The sequence below is a fragment of the Mesorhizobium sp. BH1-1-5 genome (assembly GCF_020165615.1).
Lineage (GTDB): Bacteria > Pseudomonadota > Alphaproteobacteria > Rhizobiales > Rhizobiaceae > Mesorhizobium.
The window spans coordinates 151965-165742 of sequence record NZ_JAIUIM010000011.1 but is presented as its reverse complement, the minus strand read 5'-3'; the positions used below and the strand labels follow the sequence as shown (position 1 = coordinate 165742).

Annotated in this window: 16 protein-coding genes and 1 other RNA gene; 12 read left to right on the top strand and 5 right to left on the bottom strand. The window is 63.1% G+C overall.

Going from position 1 to position 13778, the window contains the following annotated elements; translation table 11 throughout:
- Window positions 1-30 precede the first annotated feature (30 nt).
- The 5 genes from LB572_RS16955 (at window position 31) to LB572_RS16935 (ending at window position 6395) form a co-directional block, all read left to right on the top strand.
- A complete protein-coding gene (locus LB572_RS16955; RefSeq protein ID WP_140801798.1) occupies window positions 31-1152 on the top strand; it encodes a branched-chain amino acid ABC transporter substrate-binding protein in 1122 nt (373 codons plus the stop codon).
- A gap of 359 nt (window positions 1153-1511) precedes the next feature.
- Window positions 1512-4970: a pyruvate carboxylase gene (gene pyc, locus LB572_RS16950; protein ID WP_140801797.1), complete on the top strand. Its 3459-nt coding sequence runs from the start codon at window positions 1512-1514 to the stop codon at window positions 4968-4970.
- Window positions 4971-5121: 151 nt separating this feature from the next.
- On the top strand, window positions 5122-5382 hold the full coding sequence (locus LB572_RS16945) for a DUF2312 domain-containing protein (RefSeq protein ID WP_140801796.1): 261 nt from the start codon (window positions 5122-5124) through the stop codon (window positions 5380-5382).
- Between the two features lie 265 nt (window positions 5383-5647).
- Complete coding sequence (locus LB572_RS16940) at window positions 5648-6088, top strand: hypothetical protein (protein WP_224668492.1); 441 nt, start codon at window positions 5648-5650, stop codon at window positions 6086-6088.
- Window positions 6089-6098: 10 nt separating this feature from the next.
- On the top strand, window positions 6099-6395 hold the full coding sequence (locus LB572_RS16935) for a hypothetical protein (RefSeq protein ID WP_224668491.1): 297 nt from the start codon (window positions 6099-6101) through the stop codon (window positions 6393-6395).
- 54 nt (window positions 6396-6449) lie between these two features.
- On the opposite strand, the gene msrB is transcribed toward LB572_RS16935, so the two are convergent.
- From msrB to LB572_RS16910, 5 genes are all read right to left on the bottom strand, one after another.
- On the bottom strand, window positions 6450-6854 hold the full coding sequence (msrB, locus tag LB572_RS16930; protein WP_224668490.1) for a peptide-methionine (R)-S-oxide reductase MsrB: 405 nt from the start codon (window positions 6852-6854) through the stop codon (window positions 6450-6452).
- A gap of 93 nt (window positions 6855-6947) precedes the next feature.
- Window positions 6948-8138 carry a vWA domain-containing protein gene (locus LB572_RS16925; protein WP_140801792.1) on the bottom strand — a complete coding sequence of 397 codons (1191 nt, stop codon included), beginning with the start codon at window positions 8136-8138 and terminating at the stop codon, window positions 6948-6950.
- Between the two features lie 3 nt (window positions 8139-8141).
- Window positions 8142-8402: a type II toxin-antitoxin system HicB family antitoxin gene (locus LB572_RS16920; protein ID WP_224668489.1), complete on the bottom strand. Its 261-nt coding sequence runs from the start codon at window positions 8400-8402 to the stop codon at window positions 8142-8144.
- Between the two features lie 34 nt (window positions 8403-8436).
- Window positions 8437-8883: a GNAT family N-acetyltransferase gene (locus LB572_RS16915; protein WP_140801790.1), complete on the bottom strand. Its 447-nt coding sequence runs from the start codon at window positions 8881-8883 to the stop codon at window positions 8437-8439.
- Window positions 8884-8958: 75 nt separating this feature from the next.
- A complete protein-coding gene (locus tag LB572_RS16910; RefSeq protein WP_224668488.1) occupies window positions 8959-9798 on the bottom strand; it encodes an AAA family ATPase in 840 nt (279 codons plus the stop codon).
- A gap of 138 nt (window positions 9799-9936) precedes the next feature.
- Between LB572_RS16910 and ssrS the strand changes: the two genes are divergently transcribed.
- The 7 genes from ssrS (at window position 9937) to LB572_RS16875 (ending at window position 13679) form a co-directional block, all read left to right on the top strand.
- Window positions 9937-10092: non-coding RNA, 6S RNA (gene ssrS, locus LB572_RS16905), on the top strand.
- Between the two features lie 82 nt (window positions 10093-10174).
- Window positions 10175-10759, top strand: a complete 585-nt coding sequence (locus LB572_RS16900; protein ID WP_224668487.1) for a 5-formyltetrahydrofolate cyclo-ligase — start codon at window positions 10175-10177, stop codon at window positions 10757-10759.
- Between the two features lie 81 nt (window positions 10760-10840).
- Window positions 10841-11356, top strand: a complete 516-nt coding sequence (locus LB572_RS16895) for a DUF3592 domain-containing protein (RefSeq protein ID WP_224668486.1) — start codon at window positions 10841-10843, stop codon at window positions 11354-11356.
- Between the two features lie 69 nt (window positions 11357-11425).
- Window positions 11426-11707 carry a BrnT family toxin gene (locus LB572_RS16890; protein WP_224668485.1) on the top strand — a complete coding sequence of 94 codons (282 nt, stop codon included), beginning with the start codon at window positions 11426-11428 and terminating at the stop codon, window positions 11705-11707.
- A gap of 25 nt (window positions 11708-11732) precedes the next feature.
- Window positions 11733-12020, top strand: coding sequence for a helix-turn-helix domain-containing protein (locus tag LB572_RS16885; RefSeq protein ID WP_140801785.1), 288 nt, complete (start codon window positions 11733-11735; stop codon window positions 12018-12020).
- The gene (locus LB572_RS16880; protein WP_224668484.1) at window positions 12017-12841 is read left to right on the top strand and encodes a TIGR00282 family metallophosphoesterase; all 825 of its coding nucleotides are present in this window, start codon (window positions 12017-12019) and stop codon (window positions 12839-12841) included. The genes LB572_RS16885 and LB572_RS16880 overlap by 4 nt, the downstream gene beginning before the upstream one ends.
- A 70-nt stretch (window positions 12842-12911) precedes the next feature.
- On the top strand, window positions 12912-13679 hold the full coding sequence (locus tag LB572_RS16875; protein WP_140801783.1) for a TerC family protein: 768 nt from the start codon (window positions 12912-12914) through the stop codon (window positions 13677-13679).
- The last annotated feature ends 99 nt before the right edge of the window (window positions 13680-13778 follow it).

Below are 13778 nucleotides of genomic sequence, written 5' to 3'. Positions count from 1 at the left end.
CACGCCCACTCCGTAAATGGGAGCGTTTCAATGAAAAAGTCACTTTTGTCCGCCGTTGCGCTGACCGCGTTTATCGCGTTCAGCGGCAGCGCGTGGGCCGCTGACATCCTGATCGGCGTCGCCGGTCCGATCACCGGCCCGAACGCCGCGTTCGGCGCGCAGCTGCAGAAGGGCGCGGAACAGGCGGTCGCCGACATCAACGCGGCGGGCGGCGTCAATGGCCAGATGCTCAAGCTCGAGGTCGGCGACGACGTCTCCGATCCCAAGCAGGGCATCTCGGTCGCCAACAAGTTCGTCGCCGACGGCGTCAAGTATGTCGACGGCCACTTCAACTCGGGCGTCTCGATCCCGGCGTCGGAAGTCTATGCGGAGAACGGCATCCTCGAGATGACGCCTGCCGCGACCAACCCGCAGTTCACCGAGCGCGGCCTGTGGAACACCTTCCGCACCTGCGGACGCGACGACCAGCAGGGCAAGGTGGCCGGCGACTACATCGCCAAGAATTTCAAGGACGCCAAGATCGCCATCATCCACGACAAGACGCCTTACGGCCAGGGCCTTGCCGACGAGACCAAGAAGAACCTCAACGCCGACGGCATCAAGGAAGTGATGTATGAAGGCGTGAATGTCGGCGACAAGGACTTCTCCGCCCTCATCGCCAAGATGAAGGAAAACGGCGTCACGCTCATCTATTGGGGCGGTCTGCATACCGAAGCCGGCCTGATCATCCGCCAGTCGGCCGACCAGGGCCTGAAGGCGCCGCTGTTCTCGGGCGACGGTATCGTCTCCAACGAACTGGCCTCGATCGCCGGCGATGCCGTTGCCGGCACGCTCAACACCTTCGCTCCGGATCCGCGCAAGAACCCGGCCGCCAAGGAAGTCGTGGAGAAGTTCCGCGCCGCCGGCTTCGAGCCGGAAGCCTACACGCTCTACTCCTATGCCGCGGTGCAGATCATCGCCCAGGCCATCGTCAAGACCGGTTCGGCTGACGATCCGCAGAAGGTCGCCGCGACGATCAAGTCGGGCGGTCCGTGGAAGACGGCCATCGGCGAGATCGGCTACGACGCCAAGGGCGACATCACCCGTCCGGACTATGTGATCTACGAATGGAAGAAGGGCGACGACGGCAAGTACAGCTACTTCGAGAAATAAGCCGGCGAACTCTAAAGCAGGGCGTGAGACCTGCTTCAGGTTCTTCATTTCAAGCATGTCTTTGTCCCGAAACCGCCGCACACTTTCGGGAGACATGCTTTAGCCGACTTTTCACGGATGCCCGGCGCTCAGCGCCGGGCATTTTCGTTTGTGGGCGCGACTGACCGGAAAGCGCAGCGCCCTGCCCCGGATCGGCCACCCACCGCCGACCGCCGGTGTTCGAACAATAGCAATGACGATTTGGCGCAAACAAGCGACTTAAATCGTTTTAGGTGTCGCTCAAATTTGTTTGCACTGCAGCATTTTCACGCTAATCATTGCGCCGGTTCAACGTTCCTTACGCTGCTGGAGCCCAGTCCTTGGCCATCACGAAGATACTCGTCGCCAACCGGTCCGAAATTGCCATCCGCGTCTTCCGCGCGGCCAACGAGCTCGGCCTCAAAACCGTGGCGATCTGGGCGGAGGAGGACAAATATTCACTGCACCGCTTCAAGGCCGACGAGAGCTATCAGGTTGGGCGCGGACCGCATCTTGGCAAGGATATGGGCCCGATCGAGAGCTACCTGTCGATCGAGGAGGTGATCCGGGTCGCCAGGCTGTCGGGCGCCGACGCCATCCATCCCGGCTACGGCCTGCTCTCGGAGAGCCCGGAATTCGCCGAGGCCTGCGCCGAGGCCGGCATCACCTTCATCGGCCCGAAGCCGGAAACGATGCGCCGGCTCGGCAACAAGGTCGCCGCGCGCAACCTGGCGATCGAGGTCGGCGTGCCGGTCGTGCCGGCAACCGACCCGCTGCCGGACGACATGGACGAGGTCAAGAAGCTCGCCGCGCAAATCGGCTATCCGGTGATGCTGAAGGCCTCGTGGGGCGGCGGCGGCCGCGGCATGCGCGCCATCCGCGCCGAGGCCGACCTGGCGCGCGAGGTCATGGAAGGCAAGCGCGAGGCCAAGGCCGCCTTCGGCAAGGACGAGGTCTATCTCGAAAAGCTGATCGAGCGCGCCCGCCATGTCGAGGTGCAGGTGCTGGGCGACACCCATGGCAACGCCGTACACCTGTTCGAGCGCGACTGCTCGATCCAGCGCCGCAACCAGAAGGTCGTGGAGCGCGCGCCGGCGCCCTATCTCAGCGAAGAGCTGCGCCAGGAGCTGTGCGCCTATGCGCTCAAGATCGCGCGCGAGACCAGCTATATCGGCGCCGGCACGGTCGAGTTCCTGCAGGACGCCGACACCGGCAAGTTCTATTTCATCGAGGTCAATCCGCGCATCCAGGTCGAGCACACCGTCACCGAGCAGGTGACCGGCATCGACATCGTCAAGGCGCAGATTCACATCCTCGACGGCTTCGCCATCGGCACCAAGCAATCGGGCGTGCCGGCGCAGAAGGACATCAGGCTCAACGGCCACGCGCTGCAGTGCCGCATCACCACCGAGGATCCGGAGCACAATTTCATTCCGGACTACGGCCGCATCACCGCTTATCGCGAGGCGGCCGGCTTCGGCATCCGCCTCGACGGCGGCACCGCCTATTCGGGCGCGGTCATCACCCGTTTCTACGATCCGCTGCTCGAGAAGGTGACGGCCTGGGCGCCGACGCCCGGCGAGGCGATCTCACGCATGAACCGGGCGCTGCGCGAGTTCCGAATCCGGGGCGTCGCCACCAACCTCACCTTCCTCGAAGCGATCATCAACCACCCGCGCTTCGCCGACAATTCCTACACGACCAGGTTCATCGACACGACGCCGGAGCTGTTCGAGCAGGTGAAGCGGCAGGACCGCGCCACCAAGCTGCTCACCTATCTGGCCGATGTCAGCGTCAACGGCCACCCCGAGACGCGCGGCCGGCCGATGCCTAAGGCGAATGCGGCCGCACCCGTCGTGCCTTATCTCAACGGCAATGTTCCGGACGGCAGCAAGCAGCGGCTCGATGCGCTCGGCCCCGAGAAATTTGGGACCTGGATGCGCGAGCAGCGCCAGGTGCTGGTCACCGACACGACGATGCGCGACGGCCACCAGTCGCTGCTTGCCACGCGCATGCGCACGCATGACATCGTCGGCATCGCCGGCACCTATGCGCGGGCGCTGCCGCAATTGCTTTCGCTCGAATGCTGGGGCGGCGCCACCTTCGACGTTGCCATGCGCTTCCTCACCGAGGACCCGTGGGAGCGGCTGAGCAAAGTGCGCGAGGCCGCGCCCAACCTTCTGCTGCAGATGCTTTTGCGCGGCGCCAACGGCGTCGGCTACACCAACTACCCCGACAATGTCGTCCAGCATTTCGTCAAGCAAGCCGCCAGCGGCGGCGTCGACCTGTTCCGCGTCTTCGACTGCCTGAACTGGGTCGAGAACATGCGCGTCGCCATGGACGCGGTCGGCGCCGAGGGCAAGCTTGTCGAAGCGGCGATGTGCTACACCGGCGACATCCTCGATCCGGCGCGCGCCAAATACGACCTCAAATATTATGTCGGGCTGGCCAAGGAGCTGGAAGCGGCCGGCGCGCATATCATCGCCGTCAAGGACATGGCCGGCCTGCTGAAGCCGGCCGCAGCGCGCGTGCTGTTCAAGGCGCTGCGCGAGGCGACCGACCTGCCGATCCATTTCCACACGCATGACACGTCGGGCCTGTCGGCGGCGACCGTGCTTGCGGCGGTGGAGAGCGGCGCCGACGCCATCGACGCGGCGATGGATTCCTTCTCCGGCAACACTTCGCAGCCCTGCCTCGGCTCGATCGTCGAGGCGCTGAAGGGCACCGAGCGCGACCCCGGCCTCAACCCGCAATGGATCCGCAACATTTCTTTCTACTGGGAGGCGGTACGCAACCAGTACGCCGCCTTCGAGAGCGATCTCAAGGGACCTGCCTCGGAAGTCTACCTGCACGAAATGCCGGGCGGCCAGTTCACCAACCTCAAGGAGCAGGCGCGCTCGCTCGGGTTGGAGACGCGCTGGCACGAGGTGGCGCAGGCCTATCACGACGTCAACCTGATGTTCGGCGACATCGTCAAGGTGACGCCCTCGTCCAAGGTGGTGGGCGACATGGCGCTGATGATGGTCAGCCAGGATCTCACCGTCGCCGATGTCGAGAACCCGGCCAAGGACATCGCCTTCCCGGATTCGGTCGTGTCGATGCTCAAGGGCGATCTCGGCCAGTCGCCCGGCGGCTGGCCGGCGGCGCTGCAGAAGAAGGCGCTGAAGGGCGAGAAGCCGATCACGGCGCGGCCCGGCTCGCTGCTGAAAGCAGCCGACCTCAAGGCCAGCCGCAAGGACATCGAGGGCAAGCTCGAGCGCAGGCTCTCGGAGTATGAGTTCGCGTCGTGGCTGATGTACCCGAAGGTGTTCACCGACTTCGCCGCGGCGCAGGAGACCTATGGGCCGGTGAGCGTGCTGCCGACGCCGACCTATTTCTACGGCATGAAGTCGGAAGACGAGATCTTCCTCGACATCGAGAAGGGCAAGACCCTGGTGGTCCGCTGCCAGGCGTTCGGCGATGTCGACGACAAGGGCATGGTCACCGTGTTCTTCGAGCTCAACGGCCAGCCGCGTCGCGTCAAGGTGCCGGACAGGGCGCATGGCGCCTCCGCCGCCAAGGCGCGCCGCAAGGCCGAGCCCGGCAATGAGGGACATGTCGGCGCACCGATGCCCGGTGTGGTGTCGGCGCTCGCCGTGGCGGCCGGCCAGGCGGTCAAGGCGGGCGACGTGCTCTTGTCGATCGAGGCGATGAAGATGGAAACCGCGCTGCATGCCGAACGCGACGGCGAGATCGCCGAAGTGCTGGTCAAGGCCGGCGACCAGATCGATGCCAAGGATCTGCTCGTAGCCTTTAAGTGACGGCTCGAACTGGAGTCGGATGGACGACTGACAGCAGTCGTCCACAGGGGCTCGACAAGTGTCTTGACCCGCCGCGCCCGCTCGGGCAGGGAACCCGCTCCAATTCGCCGTGACGGGAATCGCCACGGCTCCAGAAGACGCGGAGAGAAAAATGGCCGACGAAATCACCGAGACCAGCCAGACTGTAGCCGCCGGCCAGCTGCGCACCATCATCGAGCGCATCGAGCGGCTCGAGGAAGAGAAGAAGACGATCTCCGACGACATCAAGGACGTCTATGCCGAAGCCAAGGGCACCGGCTTCGACACCAAGGCGATCCGCACCATCGTGCGGCTGCGCAAGAAGGACCAGGCCGAGCGCCAGGAAGAGGAAACCATCCTGGACCTCTACAAGGCCGCTCTCGGCATGGCCTGAGGAGACTGTTTGGAAATTCTACTCCGGCGGCCATCTGATGGCGTTTTCTGCGCTACTGCAGCGCCGCGCGTCCTCTTGGACGCGCAAAGGACGCTGCAGCAATTTTACTTGGCGCATGATCCTTTCCGAAAATCGATTTCGATTTTCGGGGTCATGCGCAGGCTCACGAACCCAAAAGTCCGCTGCGATACGGTTCTCGAAACCGCCACCATATGACTCGCCAGAGCGAATTTCGAAACAGTCTCGGCCAGCGGGGCAGCCGGCCATGAACGAATTCGACTTCGGTGGCCGCCGCGCCTCGGAGTTCCGCCATCGCGGCTTCTGGGCGCTGTTCGCCGAGCGGCATCCGGAAGAAAGGCCAAGGATGGCGCGACGCGGGCCTTGGTTCTGGCAGCGTGGGCTGCCGGACTTCGCCCTGGTTCTTTCGATGTATGTCGCGCCGGCGCAGAACCATGTCGGCGTCTTCTTCGGGCGCAATGAGAAGTTCGGCGCCACCGAGTCCTGGTCGCGGCTGAAGCCGTTCCAGTCGGCGATCGAGGCGAAGCTGAAGCTCAAGCCCGACCAGAGCGCGCAAGACCTCGGCATCAATTCACTATGGCACGTGAACTGCTATGCCGAGGACAATTGGCCGGCGATGACCGACTGGCTGGTGACGGAGTGCTCGCGCTTCGAAGAAGCCGTGACCGACGTTCTGGGGCAGGAATAGGTCGCCGGCGATGACGGACTTCTTCCGTACGCGCTGGAGGGGCGAGGTTCCGCCCGATCGGCTGTTCTGGCGCGACATGTTGATTGTCGGGACGTTCTTGAGTATCGCCTCTTCGGCGCTGGCGCTGATCCTGCTTGGATTGAAGCTGCCGCTCTGGCTGGTGCTGGCGGTGCATTTCCTCCCCGTTCCCTACAACATCTTCCTCACCATCGCCGTCTGGCGGACGGCCGAGAAGAGCGGCGGCTTGAAGGCGCAGCTGATGATGCTGGGCTCGGCGATCTGGCTGATCGCGACGGTCGTTGTTTGAGCTATACGAAAAAGGGCGGCCGAAGCCGCCCTTTGCGAAGCCGGTTCCGAGGCATCAAGCCGTCGTCTCGAAGCGCAGCGTCACGCCATTGATGCAATAGCGCAGGCCGGTCGGCGGCGGGCCGTCCTCGAAGACATGGCCGAGATGGCTGCCGCAGCGCGCGCAATGGCATTCGGTGCGGACCATGCCGTAGCTGCGGTCGACTGTGGTCTCGATCGAACCCGGGACCGGATCGTTGAAGCTCGGCCAACCAGTGCCGCTCTCGAATTTCAGCTTGGATTCGAACAGCGGCTGGTCGCAGCCGACGCAGAAGAAGGTGCCGGCGCGCTTCTCATAGAGGAGCGCGCAGCTGCCGGGACGCTCGGTGCCGTGATTACGCATCACGGCATATTGCTCCGGCGTCAGCCGGGCGCGCCACTCGGCATCGGTGCGGGTGACGGGATAGGCGTGCGTGTCCATGAAATCTCCTCGGCCTTGGCGGCTCGTTGTTGGTTGCAACGGGTATTCGTCGGAACATAGGCGTTTGTTACAGACGCTTCCAGCGGAAGTGGGCTAATGCTTGCGCGACAACTGCCTGGTCGCGACCTCAAGCCCGGCCAATGTCAGCGGGAACATGCGGCCGCCGAAGATATCGCTGATCAGCTGGATCGAATGCGTGTAGCGCCAGTTCTTCTCGGCTTCGGGATTGAGCCAGATCGCGTTCGGCCATTGCTGCAACAGGCGGGCCAGCCACACGCTGCCGGCCTCCGGGTTCCAATGCTCGACCGAGCCGCCCGGATGGGCGATCTCGTAGGGGCTCATCGAGGCGTCGCCGACGACGACCACCTTGTAGTCCGGCCCGTATTTGTGGATCAGGTCGAAGGTCGGGATCGTTTCGGCGAGGCGGCGGCGATTGTCCTTCCAGACGCGCTCGTAGAGGCAATTGTGGAAGTAGAAATATTCGAGCTGGCGGAACTCGGCGCGCGCCGCCGAAAACAGTTCCTCGACGCCGCGTATATGGTCGTCCATCGAGCCGCCGACATCGAAGAACATCAAAAGCTTCACCGCATTGCGCCGCTCGGGCCGCGTCTTGACGTCGAGATAGCCGTGCTCGGCGGTGGCATGGATGGTGCCTGGCAGGTCGAACTCCTCCTCGGCGCCCTCGCGCACCCAGCGGCGCAGCCGCTTCAGCGCCACCTTGATGTTGCGGGTGCCGAGCTCGACTGTGTCGTCGAAATTCTTGAATTCGCGCTTGTCCCAAACCTTCACCGCGCGGCGATGCCGGCTTTCGTGCTGGCCGATGCGCACGCCTTCGGGATTGTAGCCATAGGCGCCGAAGGGCGAGGTGCCGCCGGTGCCGATCCATTTCGAGCCGCCCTGATGCCGGCCTTTTTGCTCTTCCAGCCGCTGCTTCAGTGTCTCCATCAGCTTGTCGAAGCCGCCCAAGGCCTCGACCAGCTTCTTCTCCTCGTCGGTCAGGTGCTTTTCGGCCAGCCGGCGCAGCCATTCCTCCGGGATGTTGGCGACATCGACGGCATCGGGTCCACCGAGCGCCTCGACCCCCTTGAAGACATGCGCGAAGACCTGGTCGAACCGGTCGATATGGCGCTCGTCCTTCACCAGTGCCGAGCGCGCGAGGTAATAGAAAGCCTCGACGTCATAATCGACCAACCCGGCTTCCAGCCCCTCCAGCAGCGACAGATATTCCCTGAGCGAAACGGGAACCCGCGCGGCCTTCAGCTCGAGGAAGAAGGGGATGAACACTTGCTATCCCTGTCTCACGATCACGGCGGAATCACCGCTGGCACTGTCGATTTCGCCGGATCGCAACAAATCCACCAGCGCACGCGGTTTGGGAACGGGCAAGTGCTTCGCTATCCGAGCTTCGGTCCACTCACAGACGGCGAACGCCGCGTCGGCAATCGCTTGCTCGGGGCTTACGCCGCCTCCGTGGCAGCCTGGAAGGTCAGGCACCCGCACGCCCCACACGTTATTGGAGCCATCCAAAATTCCGATATAGCGAGTCATTCAGCCCGCTCTGCAGTGCTAAATCCCGCGCTCTTCATAGCAGATCGTATTCGATGAAGCCTGTCCGCCGCGCCACATGGTCGTAGAGCCTGCGCGCCGTGGCGTTGGTTTCGTGTGTCATCCAGTATACGTTCTTGACGCCGATCTTGCCGGCCTCGTCCTGCACCGCCTTGATCAGCGCCGCGCCCACGCCCTTGCCGCGCACCTTCGGGTCGGCGAACAGGTCCTGCAGGTAGCAGTTGTTTTTCTCGGACCAGCCGGAGCGGTGGTAGAGATAGTGGGTGAGGCCGACGGCCTTGCCGTCGAGCGTGGCGATGAAACCCTTCGGCTCGAACTCGCCATCCGTGAACAGGCGCTTCCAGGTGATCGCGTAGACTTCTTCCGGCAGCTTCGTCTCGTAAAAGGTCAGATAGTCGGTCCACAGCCGGCGCCATTCGGCGTGGTCGGACTGCGCGAGCGGGCGGATGATGATCTCGGACATTTTTTCCTCCAACATTTAGGCCCGAAGCTGCGCTGAGGACGACTGGTCGGCAACGGTCCACGGACGGGGAAAGCGCTATTGCTGGCGCCTCGCCATGAAGGCCAGGCGCTCGAACAGATGCACGTCCTGCTCGTTCTTCAAGAGCGCGCCATGCAGTTTCGGCAGCATGTTCTTGGGGTCGGCGCGCAGATCTTCGGGCGCGATGTCGTCGGCGACCAGCAGGCGGATCCAGTCGAGCGCCTCGGAGGTCGAGGGCTTCTTCTTCAGGCCGGGCACATCGCGGATCTCGTAGAACTGGGTGAGCGCCGCCCGCACCAAATTCTGCTTGATGCCGGGGTAGTGCACCTCGACGATGCGGTGCAGCGTGTCGATGTCGGGGAAGCGGATATAGTGGAAGAAGCAGCGGCGCAGGAAAGCGTCCGGCAGTTCCTTCTCGTTGTTGGAGGTGATGATGACGATCGGCCTGAAATCGGCGCGGATGGTCTCACCGGTCTCGTAGACGAAGAACTCCATCCGATCGAGCTCCTGCAGCAGGTCGTTGGGGAATTCGATGTCGGCCTTGTCGATCTCGTCGATCAGGAGCACGACCTTCTTCCGCGCCGCGAAGGCATCCCACAGCTTGCCGCGCTTGATGTAGTTGGCGATGTCGTTGAAGCGCTCGTCGCCGAGCTGGCTGTCGCGCAGCCGCGAGACGGCGTCATATTCGTAGAGGCCCTGCTGCGCCTTGGTGGTCGACTTGACGTTCCATTCGATGAACTCCAGCCCGAGTGCCGATGCGACCTGACGCGCAAGTTCGGTCTTGCCGGTGCCGGGCTCGCCCTTGACCAGCAAGGGCCGTTCCAGCGCGATCGCGGCGTTGACCGCAACCATCAGATCCTTGTCGGCGACATAGGCCGCGGTGCCTTCGAAACGCATCTTTTCTCCTGTCCGTGCGGCTGGACCCTAAGGAGCCATGCGCATGCGCGCAAGGCTGGGATATGGAGGGTGAGAATAACGTCGACCACGACGCCCTATCTCTGGCGCTCGGCTAACCATCGGCCTATATTTGCTTCCGGCGGTCTGCGCTTCCCGGCAGGAGAAACTTATCCCCGGGGCCTTATCGATCCTTAGGGAGCTGTCCCTGGGAAGACCCGTGGGTTTTCTCACACGGCGCCCACCTACTTTGTAGGCACCCGGGATCGACATCTCCACCGGTTGTGTGGATCGTCACTCTCCCGATTTTGAGAACCATGCGGTAGAAAACGTCGCTCCTGCAACTTCGCCCAGATCTGGTCATCTCTACCGTCGGCGCATGTCACCTTCAAAAGACCTGAAAAAACAGCTTCGCAAGGAAGCGCTGGCGCGACGCGATGCGCTCGACGAATTCTGGCGCGTCGAAATCGCGCTGGAAATGGCCGAGACCGCGAAGGAGAAAATCGACTTCGAGCCCGGCCGGGTCGTCTCCGGCTTCTGGCCGATGCGCTCGGAGGTCGATGTGCGGCCGCTGATGTTCGCGCTGCGCGAGAAGGGCGCCAGGCTCTGCCTGCCGGCGATCCTCGATAAGACCACGATCGTGTTCCGCGAGCTTGTGCGCGGCGCGCCGATGGTCGAGATGGGGTTCGGCACGGTCGGGCCGCACGAGGAGGCGGAAGTGCTCGACCCGACGCTGATGCTGGTGCCGCTCGCCGCCTTCGACGCCCGCGGCCACCGGATCGGCTACGGCGCCGGCTATTACGACCGCGCCATCGCCAGGCTCGCCGACAAGGGCATCATGCCCAGGCTGATCGGCATCGCCTTCGACTGCCAGGAAGTCGAGCGGGTGCCGGAAGAGGACCACGACGTCATCATTGCGGAAATACTGACTGAGAGCGGGTTGCGCCGCTTCGATATCGCTTAAACTATCGCGACCTGCTTAACGCGTTCCGAAGACAAGTCGGATAATAGTCCCGCAGCTATAGTCGAGCCGGCGGGGGTCGTGGTGTTTGTTCTTGCGCGCTATCTGCTGATGCCGTTCGCGCTGATCGCGGTGATCCTGTTCTTGATGGCGTCGCACATCATCGCAACCTCGCTGCATCACCAGGCCGCCTGGCAGCGCACGGTCGCCACCGTGACGGATGTCAGTCCCTACAGCGAAATGCAGGCGAACGGCCTCAAGACGGACGGCATCGATGTCGCCTTGGCTTATGTCGCCAACGACGCGCCGACGACATGGTCCGGCAAGGGCAAGGATGTCGGTCTCTACACGGCGGCCAAGGGCGACAGGATAGAATTCTACTACGACCCCGCCGATCCATCGAACCTCGATACCGCGGCGATGAAGGGCTGGCGTGGCGGATTGCTGTTGCTTGCGGTCACCGGCGGCTTCGTCGCCTTCTATGTCTGGTTCTTCTGGCTGCGCGGGCGCAACGCGCCGCCGACCTCGCCGATGATGTCCGCGGCCACCCGCATGTCGGGCGCAAGGCAACAGCAGTCCGGCACTTTCGGCCGGCATTAGGACCGGTTGCCACCCACGCTTGACGTTCGAGCCTGTCTGGCGAATACTACGGAAATCCAGTAGTTCGACATGGTCGAATTCGAGTGGGATGACGAGAAAGCAGCGAGCAATCTTGCCAAGCACGGTGTGGCATTTGCGGATGCCAAGCGCCTGTTCGACGACATCCATGCTCTGCATTATTCGGATCGCTCCATGGATTACGAAGAGGAGCGCTTCATCGGCATAGGTATCGTCAATGGATTGGTGCTGACGGTGGTTTACACCGAACGCGGCGACCGAATAAGACTGATCTCCGCCAGAAAGGCGACACGCCATGAGCAGAAAGCATATGACCAAGCACTCCGGGACTGAATCCGATTGGGATCGTCTACGAGCCATGAGCGACGCGGAGGCGGAGGCTGGCGCTTTGGCGGACAAGGATAATCCTCCGCTCAGCGCGGACCGGCCCGGACTGGCGCCTGTCGCGCGTGTCAAAGTGATCCGTCGGGCCTTGCATCTTACCCAGGAGGAATTCTCCATCCGCTACCGCATTCCGCTGGGCACGCTTAGAGACTGGGAGCAGGGCAGAACGGAGCCCGACCAGGCGGCGCAGGCCTATTTGCAGGTTATCGCCAAGGAGCCGGAAACGGTGTCGAGGGCGCTCGGGACGCGTAGCGCCGCATGAGACTCCTATTTCTCGGCGACATGGTTGGCAAAACGGGGCGCACGGCAGTCTGGGAACAGCTGCCGGGGCTGATTTCCGACTTCAAGCTCGATTTCGTCATCGTCAATGGCGAGAATGCCGCCGGCGGCTTCGGCATCACCGAGGAGATTTTTCGCGAGACGCTCGCCGCGGGCGCGGATGTCGTCACCACCGGCAACCATGTCTGGGACCAGCGGGATGCGCTGATCTTCGCGCCGCGCGAGGAGCGTTTCCTGCGGCCTTCGAATTTTCCCAAGGGCACGCCGGGACGTGGCTCGGGCGTCTACATCGCGCGCAACGGCGCGCGCGTGCTGGTCACCAACATCATGGGGCGCGTCTTCATGCACCCCGAGCTCGACGACCCGTTCCAGGCCGGCGAGCGCGAGCTTGCCGCCTGTCCGCTCGGCGAGCAGGCCGATGCCGCGATCGTCGATTTCCATGCCGAGGCTACGTCTGAGAAGATGTGCTTCGCGCATTTCGTCGACGGCCGCGCCAGCCTCGTGGTCGGCACGCATACGCATCAGCCGACCGCGGACCATCAGATCCTCAATGGCGGCACCGCCTATATTTCGGACGCCGGCATGTGCGGCGACTACGATTCCTCGCTCGGCATGGACAAGGAAGAGCCGCTCAACCGGTTTCTTTCCAAGGTGCCGAAGGGCCGTTTCGAGGCGGCTTCGGGGCCAGCGACGCTCTGCGGCGTCGGCGTCGATATTTCCGACCGTACCGGGCTTGCGGAGAAGATCGCGCCGTTTCGTCGCGGGCCGCGGCTGGAAGAAACGGCGCCGTCCTTCTGGTCGTGACATTGATATGAGTGTGCAAAGTACCTAATTGCCGGCAACACTGCTCTAGATCGTAGAGGGGACGACCTCCATGCAGCTTGTCGAATTTCTGGCGCCGCACTTTCACTTTGTTTCCGATCCGACCGCGTGGGTCGCGCTTTTGACCCTGGTGGTGCTCGAGATCGTGCTCGGCATCGACAATCTGATCTTCATTTCGATCCTGACCAACAAACTGCCGGAAGCGCAGCGCGCCCGCGCGCGCCGGCTCGGCATCTCGGCGGCGCTGATCATGCGCCTCATCCTGCTCGCTACCATCTCGATCATCGTCCAATTGACGGCGCCGGTGTTCACGGCCTTCGGCCACGGCTTTTCCTGGCGCGACCTTATCCTGATCGCCGGCGGCTTGTTCCTGGTCTGGAAGGCAACCAAGGAAATCCATCACACGGTCGATCCGCAGGGCCATCAGGACACGATGGTCGGCGGCACGCTGCAGATGAGCCTCGCGGGCGCCATCTTCCAGATCCTCTTGCTCGACCTCGTCTTCTCGATCGATTCCATCATCACCGCCGTCGGCATGACCGACGAGATCGCCATCATGTATATCGCCGTGATCGTGGCGGTGAGCGTGATGATGCTGGCGGCGACGCCGCTCGCCAATTTCATCGCCAAGAACCCCACAATCGTCATGCTGGCGCTGGGCTTCCTCTTGATGATCGGCATGACGCTGATCGCCGACGGCATGGGCTACCACGTGCCCAAGGGCTACATCTACGCCGCCATGGGTTTTTCGGCGCTGGTCGAGGGCCTCAACATGCTGGCAAGGAATCGCAAGAAGCAAAGGACCGGCGGCGGGCATTGACGTCTTGACTCTTACAGATTTGTACGTACATAATCGTATGTTGAGAGAGCGCGATGCGGTTCGATTGGGATCCCGAAAAAGCCCGGCGCAACCTTGCCA

Excerpts from the sequence above, each read along its gene's own strand:
- LB572_RS16955 (WP_140801798.1), top strand. The coding sequence starts at position 31 with ATGAAAAAGTCACTTTTGTCCGCCGTTGCGCTGACCGCGTTTATCGCG.
- LB572_RS16945 (WP_140801796.1), top strand. The coding sequence starts at position 5,122 with ATGGCCGACGAAATCACCGAGACCAGCCAGACTGTAGCCGCCGGCCAG.
- LB572_RS16940 (WP_224668492.1), top strand. The coding sequence starts at position 5,648 with ATGAACGAATTCGACTTCGGTGGCCGCCGCGCCTCGGAGTTCCGCCAT.
- LB572_RS16935 (WP_224668491.1), top strand. The coding sequence starts at position 6,099 with ATGACGGACTTCTTCCGTACGCGCTGGAGGGGCGAGGTTCCGCCCGAT.
- msrB (WP_224668490.1), bottom strand. The coding sequence starts at position 6,854 with ATGGACACGCACGCCTATCCCGTCACCCGCACCGATGCCGAGTGGCGC.
- LB572_RS16920 (WP_224668489.1), bottom strand. The coding sequence starts at position 8,402 with ATGACTCGCTATATCGGAATTTTGGATGGCTCCAATAACGTGTGGGGC.
- LB572_RS16915 (WP_140801790.1), bottom strand. The coding sequence starts at position 8,883 with ATGTCCGAGATCATCATCCGCCCGCTCGCGCAGTCCGACCACGCCGAA.
- LB572_RS16910 (WP_224668488.1), bottom strand. The coding sequence starts at position 9,798 with ATGCGTTTCGAAGGCACCGCGGCCTATGTCGCCGACAAGGATCTGATG.
- LB572_RS16900 (WP_224668487.1), top strand. The coding sequence starts at position 10,175 with ATGTCACCTTCAAAAGACCTGAAAAAACAGCTTCGCAAGGAAGCGCTG.
- LB572_RS16890 (WP_224668485.1), top strand. The coding sequence starts at position 11,426 with ATGGTCGAATTCGAGTGGGATGACGAGAAAGCAGCGAGCAATCTTGCC.
- LB572_RS16885 (WP_140801785.1), top strand. The coding sequence starts at position 11,733 with ATGAGCGACGCGGAGGCGGAGGCTGGCGCTTTGGCGGACAAGGATAAT.
- LB572_RS16880 (WP_224668484.1), top strand. The coding sequence starts at position 12,017 with ATGAGACTCCTATTTCTCGGCGACATGGTTGGCAAAACGGGGCGCACG.
- LB572_RS16875 (WP_140801783.1), top strand. The coding sequence starts at position 12,912 with ATGCAGCTTGTCGAATTTCTGGCGCCGCACTTTCACTTTGTTTCCGAT.